This is a genomic window from Polynucleobacter sp. HIN5, assembly GCF_030297555.1.
GTDB lineage: Bacteria > Pseudomonadota > Gammaproteobacteria > Burkholderiales > Burkholderiaceae > Polynucleobacter.
Genome location: NZ_AP028136.1, coordinates 425,494 through 444,508, shown reverse-complemented (window position 1 = coordinate 444,508; position 19,015 = coordinate 425,494). Strand labels below are relative to the sequence as shown.

Genomic DNA, 19,015 nt, shown 5'->3' with positions numbered 1-19,015 from the left:
TTTGCTTAGGCATCAGGCGCTGTATCGGATTCGCGATTACTTTGCTCATCGCCTACGTCATCGCCATCCTCATCCGAATCACTCTCTGCGATGCGCTGCAATCCAGATAAATGGGTTCCCTCATCGACGTTAATGAGAGTAACACCTTGTGTGGCACGACCCATCTCCCGAATCTCGGATACGCGCGTACGAACGAGCACTCCACCAGTGGTAATCAACATAATTTGATCTTCTGGTGAAACTAGGGCTGCAGCAACGACCTTACCATTTCGCTCGCTGGTCTGAATCGCAATCATGCCCTTCGTGCCGCGCCCATGCCGGGTGTACTCGGCAATCGGGGTGCGCTTACCGTAACCATTCTCAGTGGCAGTTAAAACACTGTTTGGTGCTGCTGAATCTTCAACTGCCGCCACAGCCCCCTCTGCAACTTCGGCAGGAGCAACTAGCATGGCAATCACCTCTTGCCCATCCGAGAGGTTCATGCCGCGGACACCACGGGCGGTGCGACCCATAGGTCGCACATCATTTTCATCAAAACGAACGGCTTTGCCTGCATCCGAGAACAACATCACATCATGCTTGCCGTCTGTGATGGCTGCTCCAACCAAAAAGTCGCCTTCATCCAAGTCAACCGCAATGATTCCGGCCTTACGAGGATTCGAAAAATCCGATAACCGGGTTTTCTTCACAGTGCCTCGGCGAGTTGCCATAAATACATAGTGATCTTCTTGATAGCCCTGAATCGGCAGAATCACCGTGATCTTTTCGCCCTCTACCAGTGGGAACATGTTGACAATTGGCTTACCGCGCGAAGTCCGACTTCCTTGGGGAACCTCCCACACTTTTAACCAATACATCCGGCCGCGGTCGGAGAAACACAAAATCGTATCGTGGGTGTTAGCGACAAACAGAGTGTCGATCCAGTCCTCATCTTTGGTAGCCGCAGCTTGCTTACCTCGACCCCCACGCTTTTGCGCCCGGTATTCGCTTAAAGGTTGGCTCTTCATGTATCCAGCATGAGAGAGCGTGACCACCATATCGGTCGGAGTAATGAGATCTTCAGTAAACAGCTCTGTGGCGTTCATTTCAATATAAGAACGACGACCCGAGTCGCTACCTTCTGAACCAAACTCTGCTTTCACTTCAAGTAACTCGGTCTCAATGACTTTGGTGACACGCTCAGGCTTTGCGAGCAGATCCAATAGATCAGCAATTTGATCCATCACCTCTTTGTACTCATTCACGATCTTGTCTTGTTCAAGACCGGTTAAGCGCTGCAGACGCATTTGCAGAATTTCCTGGGCTTGATCATCGGATAAGCGGTAGAGCCCGCTGTCTTGCATGCCATATTCTGGCAAGAGGCCCTCGGGTCGGAAGGCATTGCGACCGCCGGGAGCCTCACCCTCGGCACGGGCCAGCATCTCACGCACTAACGAAGAGTCCCAGGCCTGTGCCATTAACTCCTGTTTGGCGACCACTGGATTAGCAGCTGCTTTAATGATGGCAATAAATCGATCGATATTGGCCAGGGCAACGGCTAAGCCCTCAAGCACATGGCCCCGTTCGCGCGCTTTACGTAACTCAAAAATAGTGCGCCGGGTAATTACCTCACGGCGGTGGGCCAAGAAATACTCGAGCATTTGCTTGAGGTTGAGGAGCCTTGGCTGGTTATCGACCAAGGCCACCATATTCATACCAAAGTTATCTTGTAGTTGGGTGCTCTTATATAAATTGTTGAGAACGACTTCGGGTACTTCACCCCTCTTGAGTTCAATCACGACTCGCATTCCCGACTTGTCAGATTCATCGCGCAAATCCGAAATGCCCTCAATTTTTTTCTCATTGACCAACTCGGCAATGCGCTCAAGTAGGTTTTTCTTATTCACCTGATAGGGCAACTCATCCACAATAATGGCTTGGCGCTGGCCCTTGTCCATGTCTTCAAAATGGGTCTTGGCGCGCATCACGACGCGGCCACGCCCGGTGCGATACCCCTCGCGTACTCCTTGAACGCCATAAATGATTCCGGCGGTCGGGAAATCGGGTGCTGGAATAATTTCGATTAACTCATCGATGGTGCAATCGGGCTGATGCAAAACATGCAAACAGGCCCTGATCACTTCATCTAAATTGTGAGGAGGGATATTGGTGGCCATACCCACCGCAATGCCGGAGGAGCCATTAATTAGTAGGTTGGGAACTTTTGCAGGAAGAATGAGCGGTTCTTTTTCACTGCCGTCGTAGTTGGGCCCAAAATCAACGGTTTCTTTATCCAGATCCGCTAATAGTTCATGGGCGATCTTACGCAGACGAATCTCGGTATAACGCATCGCCGCGGCGTTGTCGCCATCAACCGATCCAAAGTTACCCTGGCCATCGACCAACATGTAGCGCAACGAGAAATCCTGGGCCATGCGGACGATGGTGTCATAAACCGCCGTATCGCCATGGGGATGGTATTTACCGATCACATCACCCACGATACGGGCAGATTTCTTGAAAGCCCGGTTCCAATCGTTGTTTAATTCATACATGGCGTATAAAACCCGGCGATGTACGGGTTTTAACCCATCCCGCACGTCCGGCAAGGCTCGGCCGACGATCACGCTCATGGCGTAATCCAGATAGGACCGCCGCATTTCGTCTTCTAGGGATATTGGGAGAGTTTCTTTAGCGGCTTGTTCCATCTCGAAATAATATCATTTCGTAGACACACAACCTGTGCTAATATTCCAATAGTTAGTACCTATTTATGTTGTAGCGCTTTAGGCTTTTTTGGGCTTTTAGGCGATTCGGTTGCATTAATTTATTAAATGTTTTTTGAGGATAAAAAATGAACAAAACCCTAAAACTGATACTTGCTGCAGTGATTACGATTTCTGCCGGTTCAGCGATGGCCCAGCCAAAGAATGTTGATAACTGGGTTAACTCCACTGGAACACCATGGAGAAACGGCGATGGCACCCTGTGCTGGCGTGATGCATCTTGGACCCCAGCAACTGCTGCTCCAAATTGCGATGGCTGGCTCGCTCCTAAGCCTGCCGCTGCTAAAGCTGCTCCAAGCAAAGTGACTCAGAAGAAAATTACCTTGCAAGCAGATACTTTGTTTGATTTTGACAAGTCCACCCTAAAGTCGGCTGGTGTTGCGACTTTGAACAAGCTTGCTCAAGACATCAAAAAGATGAAGCTTGAAGTAGTCATTATTGTTGGTTACACCGACAGTGTTGGTACCGATGCGTACAACATTGCCCTCGGTCAGCGCCGCGCCAATGCGGTTAAAGCATTTTTAACAAACTCTGGCGGCGTTGAAGCCACCCGTGTTTATACCGAAAGTAAAGGTAAGGCTGATCCGGTAGCCAGCAATGCTACCGCTGAAGGCCGCGCCAAGAACCGCCGTGCTGTGATCGAAGTAGTTGGCACACAAGCTGTGAAGTAATTTAGTCCCCTGGACTTCAAAAGCCCGGCTTGCCGGGCTTTTTTATTGCTTTTTTTGTATAGTCTTACTTATTCCTTTAAATGGTATTTTCAATGAGCAATGTTGACCAAGGTGAGATTGATAAATTTAGCGCCCTAGCGCATCGGTGGTGGGATCCGACCAGTGAATTCAAACCTTTACATGCGATCAATCCCTTACGACTTGGTTGGATTGAATCGATCACGAATTTAGAGGGTAAACGAGTACTCGACGTAGGATGTGGCGGCGGTATTCTTGCGGAGTCACTCTCTAAGGCTGGAGCAACCGTGACTGGCATCGATTTATCAACCAAAGCACTCAAGGTGGCTGAATTACACCAATTAGAGAGTGGTACTACCGTACGATATCGCTCGATTTCAGCGGAGGATTTAGCAAAAGAAGAGCCTCAGTCGTATGACGTCGTCACCTGCATGGAAATGCTGGAGCACGTACCAGATCCAGCCTCCATAGTGAGGGCCTGCGCAAACCTCTGCAAACCCGGGGGACACCTCTTCTTCTCTACCCTCAATCGCAATCCAAAATCCTACCTCTTTGCCATTATTGGCGCGGAGTATATTTTGCAACTCCTACCCAAGGGTACGCATCAGTATGAGAAATTTATTAAGCCTTCTGAATTGGCTCAATTTACTCGAGCTGCTGGCTTAGAGGTATTGCAACTCAAGGGTATGACCTATAACCCCATCACACAAATTTATCGCTTAGGTAGCGATACGGATGTGAACTACATGATGGCAACCCGTAAGCCTCAATAATGAGTACGCCAGTATTTGAAGGGGTCTTTTTTGATCTTGATGGCACGCTCGCTGATACCGCGCCGGATTTAGTTGCTGCAGCCAACCGTCTACTGACTGTTAATCGGCGTGCACCCATGGCCTACGAGATCTTGCGGCCTATGGCATCTGCGGGAGCTCGGGGTCTGATTCAGAAAAGTTTTGGGATTGGTCCCGATCACCCTGAGTTTATTACCTTGCGTGATTACTTCTTAAGCTTTTATGAGGAAGCGCTTCTGGTCCACAGCAAACTTTACGAGGGTATGGAAGAGCTTTTGCAAGAACTTGATGAACAAAAGATTCCGTGGGGGATTGTCACCAATAAACAACAACGATTTACCCAACCGCTCACCGAGCAAATGGGCTTACTGAAAAGAGCGCATTGCGTAGTCTCGGGCGATACCACGCCCCACTCCAAGCCCCATCCAGAACCGATTTTGCATGCCGCTCGCCTAGCCAAGGTCGATCCCAACAGGGCCATTTATATTGGTGACGATATTCGCGACATAGTCTCCGGCAAGGCTGCTGGGATGCAAACAGCGGCCGCTCTCTATGGCTATTGTGGGTGCGAAGAACCGCCGCATTCCTGGGGTGCAGACTACCTGATTCATCGTCCACAGGACTTGCGCCAAATTCTGTTTACAAAATAACTGTGCAATTTATTCCCCAAAGACTTAAAATATTGGTCCTAGTGTAAAAATAATTCGGGGTCGACATGGTTTCGACGTGGATTACAAAGCATCAAGGGCATACCGAGGACCCGTTATCTCGTAAATCAATGGGAATGCAATAACTGCTAACGACGAACGTTACGCACTAGCCGCTTGATTGCGGCTGCCCCTGAACTGACTCTCTCTTGGGTCAGGTAGCGCAAGCTACATCAGGGTCATTTACAAGAGATAAGATCAACTCGTGTCACGAGAGTTGATACGAAAACTTAGTGAATCGCTAATGCAAAGCGTGTCGATTCGCGTTGCCTTAGTTAAATCAAATAATTAGACTAAGTATGTAGAACTTGTTGTAGCGTGTTTGCGGACGCGGGTTCGATTCCCGCCGACTCCACCAATTTAAGGTGTTTGCAGAATACTCTCCATCTGCATGGAGAGCTTTTCGTAGTAGCTTAACGCTAATTTAGTTGGGATGATATGTTTTTTTCGGGCATCCGCCTTGTCAATGGACAGCTTGATGTAGCCCATCGCCTGCAAATTTTTGATCCGTCCATGAAGGGTTGCCTGAGAGCCAAGCTCATGAGCGGTTAATAAATCTCCAACCAAGATCGTTTGTTGACGATCCCAGGCCAACATCACGCGATTTAATAGCTGCTCCTCCGTGAAATCCAATTTCTTTCCCGGATTGATGCGATCGAGCGTATCCAGGCAATTGAGAAAACGCAAATACGACAAAGAGCGATGTGACATGAATTTAATTAGAATTGGCTAATAAATGATTAATTCGAACAATATACCAAACAAACTCTAACCACAATAATCATAGTCAATTTTTCATGAGTCAAGCAAATTCTTCAAAAGAATCAGTCTTTTCTGCACAGATAATCATCGCTTGCGCTCTCGTGTACACCCTCCTTTTTTATGCCAATGATTGGCTTACTGCTTTTTTGGAGGCAGCACCCGGTGTCAACTGGATTTACCTTCCCGCTGGACTCAGACTATTTTTAGTTCTTATTTTTAGCCTGTCTGGAGCAATTGGTATTGCCATTGCTTCTACCCTAATCACTTTTGGACGCAATCTGGGTGATGACATGATCAGTATTCTTGGAATCGGCATCATTTCAGGTTTTGGCCCCTATCTTGCGCGCCTGCTTGTCATTCGTAATCTCAAAATTAATCCGGATTTGAGCAACCTCAATATACAGATGATCGCGATTAGCGTCTTGGTCTTTGCTCTTTTGAGTACCGGGCTACATCAAGTATGGTTTGTGCTGATGGGCATCCCGAGCGGCAGTCTCTCAAATGCGATCGCCATGCTCATTGGTGATATTTTGGGAGCCCTGTTATTTATCTCAATCTGTAAGTTTGGAATTGATCTCTACAAAAAATTTGCTAAGCGAGAATCGCTGCTTTAAACGAACCTTCCATCTCCATCCGAATTTTGTAAGCATCGGTTGTTTTATCGATTGATACATCATCCCAGCAAAGACTTTGTCCTTTTTTCACTGGCCTGATAACTTTAATTTGATGTGCCAAGCCTAGAGGTAATCCACCCATGGCGCTAGATTTATTAGCAGGTAATAACTTTCCCCATACGGTATAGCCACCCTCACCATCGAGGACGTCACCTGGATTGAGATCACGTTTTGCAGTGGCAATCACATCGGCATTCCAACAGTACGGTACTCCAGTCGATTCTTTGCGAAGAGCAACGCTGGCTACAGACATGCCCACCTCGAGTCCGATTAAATGCCAACGCTTGTAGAGTGTGAAATACCGTCCGCTTGGATCAGTATGGGCTTTATATTCTTCAAAGCAATTCTTAATGTAATCGGTTTCTGCCTCGACCGTGACCCAAACCCCCATGCGAATGTCATAGGGTATTTTTCGACCATCTTTTTCTAAGGAAGAAATTACTTCGACCATCCCCTTCTGTTCCAAATGGCCGCCCTCAGAAATTGGTCGAGTCACCACCGGAATATCTTCAATACTCGCTGGAGGATATAAAAGACCGTTGCTCGGTACAGCTAATCCGGTAGCATTAGCGACTGCAGTGGATTCGATTGCAGGTTTTGAACCATCTAAAAAACTGTTAAACATTTTGGGATTGAGACCACCCCGTTTTGCCTGTTCAGGAGTTAAACCGTAGTAATTCCAGACCGTCTCTGGAGTTGAATCTGCATAGTGCGGCAACCACTGATGACCTCTCCCGGCAGCCACGACTGGGAAGCCACAGGTGCGGGCCCAATCCACCAGATCGCAGATTAAGGCCGGCTGATCGCCAAAAGCAAGGGAGTAAATGACGTTCGCATCTCTCGCTTTTTTGGCTAACAGGGGTCCACAAAAGGCATCTGCCTCCACGGTAACGTTTACAACATGCTTGCCTTCTGAAAATGCCCGCAAACAATGCTCAACTGCTGCGATCGGATTACCTGTGCATTCCACAACAACGTCAACTGCTGGGTGCTGGACCATCGCTTGCCAATCATCGGACACATAGCATGTACGCTCACGAAGCGCCAAATCAATTGACTGCGCTTCCAATTGAGCCGGGGCCCATCCCACGGTACATAAATTTTGTTTAGCAACGGCGGGCATCAAATCTGCCACCGCGACCAATTGCACCCCAGGAGTTCTAGGAATTTGGGCCAGATACATCGAACCAAATTTACCGGCACCAATTAGTCCAATCCGAATAGGTTTTTGTTCAGCATCACGCTGGAGTAGTTGTTGATAAAGACTCATGACTTGCTCTTAGGGGGTGGTTAACCGATTCTGCTGATAGTCTGTGATCGCTTGCATAATCTCTTCTTGGGTATTCATGACAAAGGGTCCATGCTGAACAATCGGCTCCTGGAGTGGTCTTGCCGCAAGCCAAATGGCTTTAGCACCCTGTGCGCCAGATTGCATCGTCACTTGATCGCCCTCACCCAAAACGAGCGCTGCCTGACGTGGGGCTCGTTCTAGCTGATTACCAACGGCTAAATCACCTTCATAGACATAGAGAAAGCTATGATGCGAGACTGGTACTGGATGGCTAAACGCCTCGTGACCAGATAAGTGAATATCAAAAAATAGTGGCTCAGTACTCAATCCATAAATGGGGCCTTGAATGACAGTACCGTCAAGCGATTGGCAATCTCCTGCAATCACTTTAACCAATCCGCCTTGGGGTAAATGCACTCGTGGAATAGATGCATCTTGAATATCTTGATACCCAGCGGGCTTCATTTTTTCGCGAGCGGGTAAGTTAATCCACAACTGAAACCCGCGCATCGCACCACTTTCCTGTTGAGGCATCTCGGAATGAATGATTCCGCGACCAGCGGTCATCCATTGCACACCGCCACTTTTTAAGTGACCACGATTACCCAAATGATCCTCATGCAACATATGGCCCTCGAGCATATAGGTCACGGTTTCGAAACCACGATGCGGATGGGGTGGAAATCCAGCAACATAATCATTCGGATCGTTGGATGAAAACTCATCGAGCATCAAAAATGGATCCAGTCGTTGCCGGTCATGGCCTCCTAAACTGCGACGCAAGCGCACCCCAGCACCGTCGGAGGTTATAACTCCTGGTATCACTTGAACGATTTGACGATCCATCACTTAAGCCTTTGGAGCCTGATCTTCGGGATGAATATCCAAAGCAATCAGGAACCGAGACACCATGTTGTACGCTGCAATCACCGTTACCAACTCAACCAATGCGGTATTGCCTAAGGCTTCTTGCAGACGCTTCATTAATGCTGGGTCAACTTGAATTGCTCGGGTCATTTGCAAGGTTAGCTCAAGAGCATCTCGTTCTAATGGGCTAAAAGGGCTGGAGTCAAAATTACTTGTTCCCAAATGTCGCATTGCATCGACTTGGGCCTGGGTGCCTCCCGCTTTCAGAAAAGGCGGGGCATGATGAAAGAACTCATATTCGGCACCATTGAGAACTGCAACACCGCACATCCCAAGTTCGCGCAACTTGGGATCGAGTGAGAGTTGCTGGCGCACATTACCAATAAAATGATTCCAGCCGCGGGCCACTGGCTCACTATGCAACAGCATTCGATCCAGATTAATCAGCTGACCACCGCGACGTTTACGAATTTCGGCAACTAGATCGGCGGGCTCTTTTAGATCAAGGGGTTGGTACGGAATTAAACGATCGTTTGTCATTAAATGATGGGGTGTGTTTCAGTGCTAATAGTGTACCTATAAACTTGATCGATAATAGTGCTATGAATCACGAGCACTCGGGCTTAAGCACCTCTTCCATCCTCAATATTGCCGGCTATCAGTTTGTCCGTCTGGACGAACTCGATCAAATGAAAGAGTCGCTGCATCAGGTTGCCTCAGAACTTCGCCTTAAAGGGACAATTCTGCTGTCAGAAGAAGGTATCAATCTATTTCTAGCTGGTTCCGAATCCAATATTCAGAGTTTTCTGGCCTTTTTACGAAATGACCCACGACTAGCATCGTTTCAAACGAAGGATAGCTGGTCGGCAACGCAACCATTTCGTAAGCTGTTGATCAAGATCAAAAAAGAAATTATTCGCATGAATCATCCGACCATCGCCCCGGAAAAAGGTCGGGCGAAGTTTATTTCTCCAAAGAAATTAAAAGAATGGCTTGATCAGGGAGGGGATGATCTAGGTCGCCCGGTAGTGATGATTGATACGCGCAATGGGTTTGAAGTGGAATACGGAACGTTTAAGAATGCGTTGCATTTTAATATCACTAAATTTAGTGAATTTCCAAAGGCGATTGAGGCGCACCTACCCGAACTGAGTGATAAGACCTTGGTCAGTTTTTGCACCGGTGGGATCCGTTGTGAAAAATCAGGGTTGTATTTGCGAGAACGTGGTCTTGAACACAGCTATCAATTGGATGGCGGGATCTTGCAATACTTTGAAGATATTGGTGGCGATCACTACGTGGGCGATTGCTTCGTCTTCGATGAGCGCGAAACCCTAGAGCCCAGCCTTGCTGCCAAACCCCAGGGTAGACTAAAACCCAAGAAAAATCAGGCGTAGTCGAACTTAGTCAGACTTACCAACTAAGTTGAAATGCTCAACGGCAGGTGCTTGGGTAAAAAATGGGCCAACAATGCTGCGCCATTCGGTAAACGCTGGGGATCCCCGAAAATCCACCATATGGTTCTCAAGGGTGTCCCAATAGATCATCAGTAGGTAGCGATTGGGCGACTCAATGCTGTGATTAACCTTAAAGCCCCGAAAACCCTTTGCGGGAGCGATGGCGGTACGAACCCCCCGTAAAATCGCCTCATTGAATTCAGTTTGCTTACTTTCATCGATACGAATATCAACCACTTCTAGAATCATTTTGCTTCCTCAGAATCACGTTTAAACATCAATTATCATCGATTTATTAATTAATTCTCCGAATTCCTATGCATACCAAACCCATCATTGCCGTCCTAGGAGACTATGAACGCTGCTTACAACACTATGCAGATTGGTCGCAAATTCAAGCGCGTGCCGATGTGCGTTTTTTTCATGAGCCCCTTAATGGTGAATCGCTCTTCCAGGCGGTGCAGGATGCGCATGCCATTGCATTAATCCGCGATCGCTCCCCATTTGATGCATCGCTCATCAAACGCCTACCAAACCTCAAGTTATTTGTTTTTACTGGGGTCCGCAATGGCTTACTCGATCATGCAGCTTTACTAAACCAAGGGGTAACGGTTGCGTGCACGCGCGGCGGACCCTCTAAAGAAACCACTGCTGAACTAACTTGGGCTCTTATTCTTACTGCAAGCAAACAGATGGTCAATCAATCCCAGATGATGGCTAGCGGGCAGTGGCGTAATGCCCAGTCTGTATTACCCATGCTTCACGGTCAACGTCTTGGCATTATTGGACTAGGCGGCATCGGCAGCTTAGTCGCCAAAGTAGGTGCCGCATTTGGAATGGAATTAGTTTGCTGGAGCCCGAATATGACCAAGGAGCGTGCGAATGCAGCTGGGTGTGAGTTCTTGCCACTGGAAACGGTTCTGCAAACCTCAAAAATTGTGAGTTTGCATTTGGTAGCTGGCGAGCGCACCAAAGGACTTATGCATCAAGATCGTTTGGCGATGATGCGCAATGACTCGTTGTTGGTCAACACCTCACGCTCGAGTCTCATTGTGACCGAAGACTTAATCGCAGCACTGAAGCGTGGTCGACCAGGACAGGCTGCCCTCGATGTCTTCGATCAAGAACCGCTGCCAAAAGATTCCGAACTGCATCGCATTCCAAATTTACTCATGACCCCCCATCTTGGCTTTGTGGCTGAACCTATTTTTAAGACCTTTGCTACGGGACTCGTTGACACACTTGATGCTTGGCTTCATGGTAAGCCCGTGCCGATGCCATACCCTGTCAATTCATAAACTATGCGGCACAGCCCAGCTCGTTTATTTATTACGTTTACATTCATTGGTTTATCGGGCTTTGGTGGCGTTCTGCCGTGGGCTAGGAGAACCTTGGTTGAGCAAAAACAGTGGCTCAGCTCTCAAGAATTCAATGCGCTATTGGGAGTTTGTCAGTTAGTTCCCGGTCCCAATATTGTTAACCTTGCAGTGTGTGTGGGTGAGCGTTTTGGAGGCGTACGAGGAGCATTCGCCGCTGTTGGGGGGTTAATGCTGGCTCCCATGACCGTTGTGATTTTGCTAGCGTTACTCTACGACCACTTTGGAGAGTTTGAGCGCGTACAGGGCATTTTGCGAGGTATCTCTTCCGTGGGCGTTGGCTTAATCGCCGCTACGGGATTTAAGATGCTCAAAGATGAATTGGGTTACCCACCGATGCTGATAGTAATTGCAATTAGTATCGTGATCGCCACCATCTATCAATTAGCGCTTGGCTGGGTCGTCGCCATCACCTTGCCACTTGCGCTACTAGTCGCTTGGAGAAAAGCGCGATGATGATCGGCCTCTTAGGACTGTTTATCAAACTGTCCTTATTCTCATTAATTGCATTTGGCGGGGTCAATGCCCTTCTCCCAACTCTGTATGACATTTCGGTTAATCAAGAGGGCTGGATTGACCCGCAAACATTCATTCATTATTTTGCAATTGCGCAGGCAGCGCCCGGCCCCAACCTACTGACCGTCACCTTAATTGGCTGGAATGCCTTTGGCTTAGCGGGCGCCCTCTTGGCAACTCTAGCTGTTTGTTGGCCGTCGTGTATTTTGATTTTTTATTTACAGCGGGTGATCGCCAAACTGCAGCATTTGCAGTGGAAGAAAACCATTGAGTACTCTGCAAGCGCCCTTGCGGTTGGCTTAGTGCTTGCATCTGCCTGGCAAATTGCTATTCGGATTAATGGTAATTGGGCGGCCTATGCATTAACCATCTTTAGCATTCTGTTTGTCTTACTCAGTAAACGCCACCCTCTTTATCTAATTGGCCTCGGTGCAATCCTGGGATTTTTTGGATTTATTTAAGTGCGTTGACACTCCAAATCCCTAGAAAGGTTAGCAATAAGGATCCGCAGACATGCATGAATGCGAGGCCCAAAGCGAGCAACAACTGATCGCGCTGCATCAGTTGCACAACTTCAGCAGAAAAACTTGAGAACGTGGTTAAACCACCCAGAAACCCAGTGATGATAAAGAGACGCCATTGGGGTGAAATCGATGGTTGATCAATAAAATATGCCAGAGCAATACCAACCAAATATGCACCAAGAAGATTTGCAATCAATGTCCCCATTGGAATCACGGAAGAAAATGATTCTGTAAGAACATTGAGTAAGGCGCGCAAGAGCGCACCAAGACCTGCTCCAAAAAAGATGGCGATGAGCGATACAGAAGCGGTAGACATTCCCATAACTGGGATTATGAAGGATTACAAACTGGGCCGATAGCCCAGATAGGTTTGCTCGCGAGACCGCTTGGTCAACACCAGTTGCCAAAGTTGCCCTTGGCCAGAGCGAAAAAATCCAGCGCAGCAGCACAAATAATACCGCCACATCCGATAGAAACGCTTGGAATACTGGGTTTGTAACAGCGGCCAAGCACGCTCAAAATTACTTAACCACGCCATCAGCGTTTTATCGTAATCATGCCCAAAGTTATGCAAATCCTCGACCAAGAACCGGCGCTCTAATGCTTGCGATAGCTCCACTAAAGACGGCAAATGTCCATTCGGAAATATATAGCGATCAATCCAAGCATCGGTTTTTTTAACCGTTGCATAACTGCCAATGGTGTGCAGCAGAAAGATTCCTTGATCGCCGAGTAAACGATGGGCGATATCAAAGTAGTCCGCATAATTTTTTTGCCCAACGTGTTCAAACATCCCCACCGATACGATCTTATCGAACGATCCCGACAGATCTCGATAATCAATTAAGCGAATTTCGACCGGCAAGCCTTGGCAGCGTTTGATAGCCAAGGCCTGCTGCTCCTTAGATACGGTGATGCCCAAAACGTTCACACCATAGCGCTCGGCTGCGAATTTAGCCAGCCCGCCCCAACCACAGCCGATTTCTAGGAGCGACTCGCCTGACTTTAACTGTAGTTTCTTACAAATCAGATCAAGCTTATGTTCTTGTGCCTCGGTTAAATCCTTCGCATGGGCCCAGTAAGCGCATGAATAGGTCATGCGTGGATCAAGCATAGCCTCAAACAGATCATTGCCCGCGTTATAGTGCTGCTCACCCACCTGAAAGGCTCGATCTTTGGATTGCAAATTAAATAGTTTTGAGCGGGCGATCTCAAAAAGAAGGCGAACTTTGGCAAAACCTTGGACGCTTTCATCTAGATCATCGCGCATCAAACGATAAAAGAACTCATCTAGACGCTGGCAGTCCCACTGACCATCCATGTAAGATTCTCCGAGCCCTAGGGACCATGTTTGCAGAATCCGATCAAAAACCATCGGGTCATGAACTTGCATGTCCCAAGGCTGAATACCATTGACGGCGATACCGGCTTGCTGAAGGATTTGTTCGAGTGCAGCCGGGGCTTTAATACCCCCGGGAGGTGAATAACTTGCGGAATTACTTGACATCATGACAAGCGTTACCGACTTACTTCATCGTGCTAAAAGCACTGGTATTTAACCAAATACGTAACCCATATGGGCGGAGACCAAGGCAAACAAAATCGCCAGGCTCGTAGCGATTGCCAACATCACAATCAATGTAATGATCTTCTTATTGATGACGTCTTTGCTCTCGTTCTGCCATTCGTTCATGGTCTGCCCCTTTGTCTAAACGATATAGTCAATATTATCCACACTTTAGGTGATTATCGGCCCCGACCAGCTTTGCGCATCATGCCCTTACCACCCCCAAATCCTTGTTGTGGCTTGCCCCCCATACTTTGAGGGCCCTTCCCGACCGGTGGGCGGGCTGGAAGCTTAGGCGCTTTCACGGCGGATTTAACTAGGGGTTTCTTCTCATCGGTCACAATGGTCTCCTCTCGATATGATCTTAATATGATTTCTGACTATTCTATCCAAGCTATTGCAATTAATGCGATTCCCTTGGTTTTTGCCATTACGATTCATGAGGCTGCTCATGGCTATGCAGCCAAACGCTTTGGCGACAACACGGCTTTTCTTCTTGGTCGCGTCACACTAAATCCTATCAAACATATTGACCCGATTGGCACCGTTTTAATCCCCATAGCACTGATTTTGGCAAACTCCCCTTTCTTAGTCGGCTACGCCAAACCGGTTCCAGTACGCTTTGATCATCTACGCAACCCTCGGATCGATATGATTTGGGTGGCGCTCGCCGGGCCTGGCTCTAATTTTTTTCAGGCGATCGCTTGGGCTGTTGCCTGGATCGTGCTTCAAGGGTCAGGTATTAATGAGCCGTTTTTGATCTCCATGGCCAAAGCAGGCGTCTTTTGGAATATTGGCCTCTTGGTCTTTAATTTATTTCCCCTCCCCCCATTAGATGGTGGACGTATTCTGGCAGGGTTGTTGCCGTACCGCCAAGCTCTGCTATTAAGCAAATTAGAGCCCTGGGGCTTTTTTATTGTCTTGGGCCTCGTGTTTACCGGAGTTATTTCTCAATGGTGGATGGCTCCTTTGAGTGAGTTTTTTATCTCAATCGTTCGGGGCCTCACCTACCCCATCAGGATGATTTTTGGCGCTTAGTGAACTTGCGTGGCCTGCCACATCCTGATCACAAAATTAGAGTATTCTTGAATTTGAATTAATTCTGATTAGTCTCATGGAGGATATATGAATACTCAATCACTTCGCATTTCCATTAAAGTTCTTATCCCAGCCCTTGCCCTTACCCTGGCTGCCCCAGCGATGGCCCAATTTGCTAAGCCAGAGGATGCCATCAAATATCGCCAAAGCGCCTTTGCCCTGATGGGCGCCCATATGGGCAGGCTTGCTGCGGTGGTGAAAGGTGAGGTTCCTTACAACAAAGAGGATGTGGTCCGCAATGCCGCCATCATTAGCACGCTCTCAAGCATGCCTTGGCAAGCATTTGGTCCTGGCACCGAAGGTGGCAAGGCTGAACCAGCTATTTGGAAGGAAAGCGCCAAATTCAAGACAGCATCTGATCGGATGCAAGCTGCCGTTGCAGAGCTCAATACTGCGGCCCAATCGGGCAATCCGGAGAACTTGAAAAAGGCTCTAGGGGCAACAAGTCAAACCTGTAAAGCCTGTCACGACGATTTCCGCAAGAAATAACCTCTTGATAACTCGGCTTGGATAATCTGATCAGGCGATCAAAATATATAGGCCGAGGCTAATTAGCAAGAACACTGCCAGCGCGATCATGCGCTGGCGAAACGAATCAATCTCTACCGCTAACGGTGATTTAGTTGCAATTGATTTGTCCCCTGTGACCATGGGTCGGACTAAATTTTCTCGCTTAACAAAATAGTAGTACGAGATTGCGGCAATATGCAGCCCGACCAATGCAAAGATCAGGTATTGATTGAAGCGATGAATACTAGTGAGTAGTGCAACCGTACTATTTGATACATATTTTGCAAGTGGTCCCTGGAAAAAAATATCATCATCGGCAAACAGGCCTGTCAGAGCCTGAATCAAAATCACGGTTAGTAAGGCAATCACCGAGAGCGCGCCAAGTGGGTTATGGCCAAGACCGCCATCGACCTGACCTCGAAGGAAGGCGATCAGCTTTGATGGACTGGGAATGAAATTGGCAAAACGTGCATGCCATGAGCCCACAAAACCCCAAATCACCCGAAATAAGATCAGCGCAAGCGCTGTATATCCACAATAAGCATGCCACTGAATGGCATTGCCACCGATTTTGACAAACACGATACCGAGCACCATGCAGATCGCCAAAGCCCAATGAAATAGGCGAGTTGGCAAATCCCAAACGCGAACCAGCGTGCTCACTTTATTTGATTTCAGGAAGTTCTTTTTGCAAGAGCTTCAATCCGGCACGCAGTAAATCATCGTAACGCTGGCGCTCAGCTTTGATCGCATCGGCATCCCAGGAATAAAACCCTTGACCTGTTTTCATTCCGAGATTTCCGGAGTCGACTTTTTCTTTCAGGCATTGTGCAATCTCGCCCTTATTATTGAGCGAGGGATAGATACTAGCTCCAGCTGCCGCATGAATCTCAACGCCGGCATGATCACGCTGCAATACTGGGCCGGCCGCCAAGTAACGGAACCCGAAACCAAAGCGCACTGCTTTATCAATATCTTCAGGAGTCACAATCCCTGCATCAATAAGATCAAAGGCTTCACGCGAAAGTGCATGTTGCAGCCGATTGGCCAAAAAGCCGGGCAAGTCCTTTTTAACCGTTACCGGAACCATGCCACACGCGGTCATTAAACGACTCAAACTCTCTGCCACCAAACGCGAGGTTTTTTCACCATAGATCACCTCTACACAGGGAACTAAATGTGCGGGCATAAAAAAATGCAGGCCAATCATACGAGCAGGACTTTTTAAACCTTTGGCAATTTCACTAATGGGAAAACTAGAACTATTGCTTGCTAGAACGGTTTCAGGATTAACTACCTGCTCGAGTTGGGCAAATAAATCCTGCTTAACTTCAAGCTTTTCTGGAACGCACTCAATCACTAAATCAATTTCGGACCAATCAAAATGGTTGAGCGAATCAACCACTGACAGTAAGTGCAGCCGTTGTGGATAAGCAATTTCTTGTAATTTAGTCTCAAAATAATTGGGCAGCACAGCGCGGCGTTCAGCGCTTGCTTCAAATACTTGGGTTGCGCACCCTCCGCGAGCACAGACCAGAGCAACATCGGCCCCCATGGTTCCGCCACCCACAATTAAAACTTTAGTCTCGGCTGGATTAAATAACATCTCAATTTCCCTTTAGTAGTGGAACCACGCCGTGTGCAGCGGGAACCATAAAGTCAAAATCACACCCGACATCCGCTTGCGTAACCGTCGTTTGATAGAGATGACGATAGCCCGTTTTTGGGATATTCAAGCGCTTCGCTGGCGTTTCAAGAGCGGCGATTCGACGCGCAATTTCTGCATCATCGAGCTCTAATTGCAATAGCCGTTTTTCAACATCTAGCGTAATCATGTCGCCATCTTGAACGATGGCAAGTGGTCCGTTCTCGGCTGACTCTGGAGTAACGTGCAGGACAATCGTGCCAAAGGCGGTGCCGCTCATACGGGCATCGGAGATCCGAACCATATCCTTAACGCCAGCTTGAGCGAGTTTTTTGGGGATCGGCAAATAACCCGCTTCAGGCATACCCGGCGCACCTTTGGGGCCAGCATTTTGTAAGACCAAGATGTCCTCTGCCATGACGTCCAGATCTGGACTATCCACGCGCAAAGCCAAATCCTCGAGGGACTTAAACACGACCGCCCGACCGCGGTGCTTTAGCAAATTGGGGCTAGCTGCGGAATGCTTAATTACCGCCCCACGTGGTGCTAAATTACCTTTCAAAACAGCCAAGCCACCGACAGGGTAGATTGGTTCACTCGCAATCCGGATTACTTTGCGGGCTTTGGTAACTTTTGCGGCGTCAATCTCCTCACCCAATGTTCTGCCAGATACCGTTAGGCAATCGAGGTACAAATGGGGTTTTAACTCTCGCAAGACACCCATCAAGCCGCCGTCTTCGTATAAGTGCTCCATATAGTGCGAACCACTAGGCTTTAAATCCACCAAGACTGGAATATTTCGACCCAGGCGATCAAAGCGCTCCAAATCCAGTTTGATTCCCAGACGTGCTGCGATCGCCGTGAAATGAATCAACGCATTAGTTGAACCGCCGATCGCATGCAGAACCACAAGCGCATTCGTCAACGCTTCGGGACTTAAGATGGTGCGGGGCGAGAAGCGACCCTCGCTCGCCGTTTTACCCAGCTCAACCGCTCTGCGGCCGGTGAGCTCCGATAAACGAAAGCGTTCTGCAGTGACTGCTGGAGCAGCGGCTGTGCCAGGCAAACTCAAACCAGCGGTCTCAACCATACAGGCAATGGTACTGGCAGTGCCCATCACCATACAGGTCCCAGTGGTAGGCGCTAATTTACCGTTGATCTCATCAATTTCTGCTTGATCAATTTCCCCAGCCCGAAACTTTCCCCAATAACGACGGCAATCGGTGCAAGCCCCTAAACGATCGCCCTGATGCAAGGTGGTCAGCATCGGGCCTGTTGGAATTGATAACACTGGCACATCAAGACTGGCAGCGGCCATTAATTGAGCAGGGATTGTTTTATCGCAACCGCCAACGAGTACCACGGCATCCACCGGTTGCGAACGCATCATCTCTTCAGTATCAAGCGCCATCAAATTGCGCAAATACATGCTGGTTGGAAATGCAAACGACTCATGAATGGAAATCGTTGGGAACACCATCGGCATCCCTCCTGCTTGCATCACACCTCGCTTAATCGCTTCTATCATTTGTGGCACATTGCCATGGCAAGGGTTGAAGTCACTATAGGTGTTCGTGATTCCGATGATCGGTCGGTCAAGGGCGCTATCACTAAATCCCATTGCCTTAATAAAGGCTTTACGCATGAATAGAGAAAATTCGGTATCGCCATACCGTGTGAGGCCCTTGCGAATTCCAGCTTGGGGTGCGCTCTTCGATGCAGCTTTAGGATCGTTATTAGTGCTCAATGGGTGGTATCCAAAATGTTAAAAATATC

The 19,015-nt window shown here is 48.2% G+C and carries 23 protein-coding genes and 1 other RNA gene; 11 read left to right on the top strand and 13 right to left on the bottom strand.

Translation table 11 applies throughout. The features are described from left to right. Positions 1-5: 5 nt before the first annotated feature. Positions 6-2,687, bottom strand: coding sequence for a DNA gyrase subunit A (gene gyrA / locus QUE61_RS02335; protein ID WP_286307343.1), 2,682 nt, complete (start codon positions 2,685-2,687; stop codon positions 6-8). Between the two features lie 146 nt (positions 2,688-2,833). On the opposite strand from gyrA, the gene ompA reads away from it, so the two are divergent. From ompA to ssrA, 4 genes are all read left to right on the top strand, one after another. Next, positions 2,834-3,436, top strand: coding sequence for an outer membrane protein OmpA (ompA, locus tag QUE61_RS02330; RefSeq protein ID WP_286307342.1), 603 nt, complete (start codon positions 2,834-2,836; stop codon positions 3,434-3,436). Between the two features lie 92 nt (positions 3,437-3,528). Then, positions 3,529-4,227: a bifunctional 2-polyprenyl-6-hydroxyphenol methylase/3-demethylubiquinol 3-O-methyltransferase UbiG gene (ubiG, locus tag QUE61_RS02325; RefSeq protein WP_286307341.1), complete on the top strand. Its 699-nt coding sequence runs from the start codon at positions 3,529-3,531 to the stop codon at positions 4,225-4,227. Continuing rightward, entirely contained in the window at positions 4,227-4,895 is a 669-nt protein-coding gene (locus tag QUE61_RS02320) for an HAD family hydrolase (RefSeq protein ID WP_286307340.1), read from the top strand. Before ubiG ends, QUE61_RS02320 begins: the two co-directional genes overlap by 1 nt. Positions 4,896-4,951: 56 nt before the next feature. Next, positions 4,952-5,310, top strand: a transfer-messenger RNA (tmRNA) gene (gene ssrA, locus QUE61_RS02315). A gap of 2 nt (positions 5,311-5,312) precedes the next feature. Here the strand turns inward: ssrA and QUE61_RS02310 are convergent. Beyond that, the gene (locus QUE61_RS02310) at positions 5,313-5,663 is read right to left on the bottom strand and encodes a hypothetical protein (RefSeq protein ID WP_286307339.1); all 351 of its coding nucleotides are present in this window, start codon (positions 5,661-5,663) and stop codon (positions 5,313-5,315) included. Positions 5,664-5,749: 86 nt separating this feature from the next. Between QUE61_RS02310 and QUE61_RS02305 the strand changes: the two genes are divergently transcribed. Further along, entirely contained in the window at positions 5,750-6,328 is a 579-nt protein-coding gene (locus QUE61_RS02305) for a hypothetical protein (RefSeq protein WP_286307338.1), read from the top strand. Here QUE61_RS02305 and QUE61_RS02300 read toward each other — a convergent pair. The 3 genes from QUE61_RS02300 to QUE61_RS02290 are packed head-to-tail and all read right to left on the bottom strand — an operon-like array spanning position 6,306 to position 9,086. Beyond that, positions 6,306-7,658, bottom strand: a complete 1,353-nt coding sequence (locus QUE61_RS02300; RefSeq protein WP_286307337.1) for an NAD(P)H-dependent oxidoreductase — start codon at positions 7,656-7,658, stop codon at positions 6,306-6,308. The two genes, QUE61_RS02305 and QUE61_RS02300, sit on opposite strands and share 23 nt — an antisense overlap. Positions 7,659-7,667: 9 nt before the next feature. Continuing rightward, on the bottom strand, positions 7,668-8,525 hold the full coding sequence (locus QUE61_RS02295) for a pirin family protein (RefSeq protein ID WP_286307336.1): 858 nt from the start codon (positions 8,523-8,525) through the stop codon (positions 7,668-7,670). Positions 8,526-8,528: 3 nt separating this feature from the next. Continuing rightward, positions 8,529-9,086: a carboxymuconolactone decarboxylase family protein gene (locus QUE61_RS02290; RefSeq protein ID WP_286307335.1), complete on the bottom strand. Its 558-nt coding sequence runs from the start codon at positions 9,084-9,086 to the stop codon at positions 8,529-8,531. A 62-nt stretch (positions 9,087-9,148) separates the two neighbouring features. Between QUE61_RS02290 and QUE61_RS02285 the strand changes: the two genes are divergently transcribed. After that, positions 9,149-9,943, top strand: coding sequence for a sulfurtransferase (locus tag QUE61_RS02285; RefSeq protein ID WP_286307334.1), 795 nt, complete (start codon positions 9,149-9,151; stop codon positions 9,941-9,943). Positions 9,944-9,949: 6 nt separating this feature from the next. Here QUE61_RS02285 and QUE61_RS02280 read toward each other — a convergent pair whose 3' ends face one another. Continuing rightward, positions 9,950-10,252, bottom strand: a complete 303-nt coding sequence (locus tag QUE61_RS02280) for an antibiotic biosynthesis monooxygenase family protein (RefSeq protein ID WP_286307333.1) — start codon at positions 10,250-10,252, stop codon at positions 9,950-9,952. 68 nt (positions 10,253-10,320) lie between these two features. Here QUE61_RS02280 and QUE61_RS02275 point away from each other — a divergent pair, with 68 nt between their 5' ends. The 3 genes from QUE61_RS02275 to QUE61_RS02265 are packed head-to-tail and all read left to right on the top strand — an operon-like array spanning position 10,321 to position 12,356. Next, positions 10,321-11,301: a D-2-hydroxyacid dehydrogenase family protein gene (locus QUE61_RS02275; RefSeq protein WP_286307332.1), complete on the top strand. Its 981-nt coding sequence runs from the start codon at positions 10,321-10,323 to the stop codon at positions 11,299-11,301. Positions 11,302-11,304: 3 nt separating this feature from the next. After that, positions 11,305-11,835, top strand: a complete 531-nt coding sequence (locus QUE61_RS02270; RefSeq protein ID WP_286307331.1) for a chromate transporter — start codon at positions 11,305-11,307, stop codon at positions 11,833-11,835. After that, positions 11,832-12,356, top strand: a complete 525-nt coding sequence (locus tag QUE61_RS02265; protein WP_286307330.1) for a chromate transporter — start codon at positions 11,832-11,834, stop codon at positions 12,354-12,356. The genes QUE61_RS02270 and QUE61_RS02265 overlap by 4 nt, the downstream gene beginning before the upstream one ends. Here QUE61_RS02265 and crcB read toward each other — a convergent pair. From crcB to QUE61_RS02245, 4 genes are read right to left on the bottom strand one after another with little or no spacing between them, the layout of a single operon-like run. Beyond that, on the bottom strand, positions 12,349-12,735 hold the full coding sequence (crcB, locus tag QUE61_RS02260; protein WP_286307329.1) for a fluoride efflux transporter CrcB: 387 nt from the start codon (positions 12,733-12,735) through the stop codon (positions 12,349-12,351). The two genes, QUE61_RS02265 and crcB, sit on opposite strands and share 8 nt — an antisense overlap. A 24-nt stretch (positions 12,736-12,759) precedes the next feature. Next, positions 12,760-13,929 carry a cyclopropane fatty acyl phospholipid synthase gene (gene cfa, locus QUE61_RS02255; protein WP_286307328.1) on the bottom strand — a complete coding sequence of 390 codons (1,170 nt, stop codon included), beginning with the start codon at positions 13,927-13,929 and terminating at the stop codon, positions 12,760-12,762. A 45-nt stretch (positions 13,930-13,974) separates the two neighbouring features. Next, positions 13,975-14,112, bottom strand: coding sequence for a hypothetical protein (locus QUE61_RS02250; protein ID WP_286307327.1), 138 nt, complete (start codon positions 14,110-14,112; stop codon positions 13,975-13,977). Between the two features lie 53 nt (positions 14,113-14,165). After that, entirely contained in the window at positions 14,166-14,327 is a 162-nt protein-coding gene (locus QUE61_RS02245; protein WP_286307326.1) for a hypothetical protein, read from the bottom strand. A 28-nt stretch (positions 14,328-14,355) separates the two neighbouring features. Here QUE61_RS02245 and QUE61_RS02240 point away from each other — a divergent pair, with 28 nt between their 5' ends. Both QUE61_RS02240 and QUE61_RS02235 read left to right on the top strand, forming a co-directional pair. After that, the gene (locus QUE61_RS02240) at positions 14,356-15,024 is read left to right on the top strand and encodes a site-2 protease family protein (protein WP_286307325.1); all 669 of its coding nucleotides are present in this window, start codon (positions 14,356-14,358) and stop codon (positions 15,022-15,024) included. Positions 15,025-15,111: 87 nt separating this feature from the next. After that, a complete protein-coding gene (locus QUE61_RS02235; RefSeq protein ID WP_286307324.1) occupies positions 15,112-15,573 on the top strand; it encodes a c-type cytochrome in 462 nt (153 codons plus the stop codon). A gap of 30 nt (positions 15,574-15,603) precedes the next feature. Here QUE61_RS02235 and QUE61_RS02230 read toward each other — a convergent pair whose 3' ends face one another. From QUE61_RS02230 to QUE61_RS02220, 3 genes are read right to left on the bottom strand one after another with little or no spacing between them, the layout of a single operon-like run. Beyond that, positions 15,604-16,257: a cytochrome b/b6 domain-containing protein gene (locus tag QUE61_RS02230; RefSeq protein ID WP_286307323.1), complete on the bottom strand. Its 654-nt coding sequence runs from the start codon at positions 16,255-16,257 to the stop codon at positions 15,604-15,606. Between the two features lies 1 nt (position 16,258). Beyond that, positions 16,259-17,200, bottom strand: a complete 942-nt coding sequence (locus QUE61_RS02225; RefSeq protein WP_286307322.1) for a 3-hydroxyacyl-CoA dehydrogenase family protein — start codon at positions 17,198-17,200, stop codon at positions 16,259-16,261. 1 nt (position 17,201) lies between these two features. Further along, on the bottom strand, positions 17,202-18,986 hold the full coding sequence (locus tag QUE61_RS02220) for an IlvD/Edd family dehydratase (protein ID WP_286307321.1): 1,785 nt from the start codon (positions 18,984-18,986) through the stop codon (positions 17,202-17,204). Positions 18,987-19,015: the final 29 nt, after the last annotated feature.

Excerpts from the sequence above, each read along its gene's own strand:
- QUE61_RS02270 (WP_286307331.1), top strand. The coding sequence starts at position 11,305 with ATGCGGCACAGCCCAGCTCGTTTATTTATTACGTTTACATTCATTGGT.
- QUE61_RS02280 (WP_286307333.1), bottom strand. The coding sequence starts at position 10,252 with ATGATTCTAGAAGTGGTTGATATTCGTATCGATGAAAGTAAGCAAACT.
- crcB (WP_286307329.1), bottom strand. The coding sequence starts at position 12,735 with ATGTCTACCGCTTCTGTATCGCTCATCGCCATCTTTTTTGGAGCAGGT.
- QUE61_RS02225 (WP_286307322.1), bottom strand. The coding sequence starts at position 17,200 with ATGTTATTTAATCCAGCCGAGACTAAAGTTTTAATTGTGGGTGGCGGA.
- QUE61_RS02275 (WP_286307332.1), top strand. The coding sequence starts at position 10,321 with ATGCATACCAAACCCATCATTGCCGTCCTAGGAGACTATGAACGCTGC.
- cfa (WP_286307328.1), bottom strand. The coding sequence starts at position 13,929 with ATGATGTCAAGTAATTCCGCAAGTTATTCACCTCCCGGGGGTATTAAA.
- ompA (WP_286307342.1), top strand. The coding sequence starts at position 2,834 with ATGAACAAAACCCTAAAACTGATACTTGCTGCAGTGATTACGATTTCT.
- QUE61_RS02250 (WP_286307327.1), bottom strand. The coding sequence starts at position 14,112 with ATGAACGAATGGCAGAACGAGAGCAAAGACGTCATCAATAAGAAGATC.
- QUE61_RS02305 (WP_286307338.1), top strand. The coding sequence starts at position 5,750 with ATGAGTCAAGCAAATTCTTCAAAAGAATCAGTCTTTTCTGCACAGATA.
- QUE61_RS02235 (WP_286307324.1), top strand. The coding sequence starts at position 15,112 with ATGAATACTCAATCACTTCGCATTTCCATTAAAGTTCTTATCCCAGCC.
- ubiG (WP_286307341.1), top strand. The coding sequence starts at position 3,529 with ATGAGCAATGTTGACCAAGGTGAGATTGATAAATTTAGCGCCCTAGCG.
- QUE61_RS02310 (WP_286307339.1), bottom strand. The coding sequence starts at position 5,663 with ATGTCACATCGCTCTTTGTCGTATTTGCGTTTTCTCAATTGCCTGGAT.
- QUE61_RS02240 (WP_286307325.1), top strand. The coding sequence starts at position 14,356 with ATGATTTCTGACTATTCTATCCAAGCTATTGCAATTAATGCGATTCCC.
- QUE61_RS02300 (WP_286307337.1), bottom strand. The coding sequence starts at position 7,658 with ATGAGTCTTTATCAACAACTACTCCAGCGTGATGCTGAACAAAAACCT.
- QUE61_RS02290 (WP_286307335.1), bottom strand. The coding sequence starts at position 9,086 with ATGACAAACGATCGTTTAATTCCGTACCAACCCCTTGATCTAAAAGAG.
- QUE61_RS02295 (WP_286307336.1), bottom strand. The coding sequence starts at position 8,525 with ATGGATCGTCAAATCGTTCAAGTGATACCAGGAGTTATAACCTCCGAC.
- gyrA (WP_286307343.1), bottom strand. The coding sequence starts at position 2,687 with ATGGAACAAGCCGCTAAAGAAACTCTCCCAATATCCCTAGAAGACGAA.
- QUE61_RS02285 (WP_286307334.1), top strand. The coding sequence starts at position 9,149 with ATGAATCACGAGCACTCGGGCTTAAGCACCTCTTCCATCCTCAATATT.
- QUE61_RS02320 (WP_286307340.1), top strand. The coding sequence starts at position 4,227 with ATGAGTACGCCAGTATTTGAAGGGGTCTTTTTTGATCTTGATGGCACG.
- QUE61_RS02265 (WP_286307330.1), top strand. The coding sequence starts at position 11,832 with ATGATGATCGGCCTCTTAGGACTGTTTATCAAACTGTCCTTATTCTCA.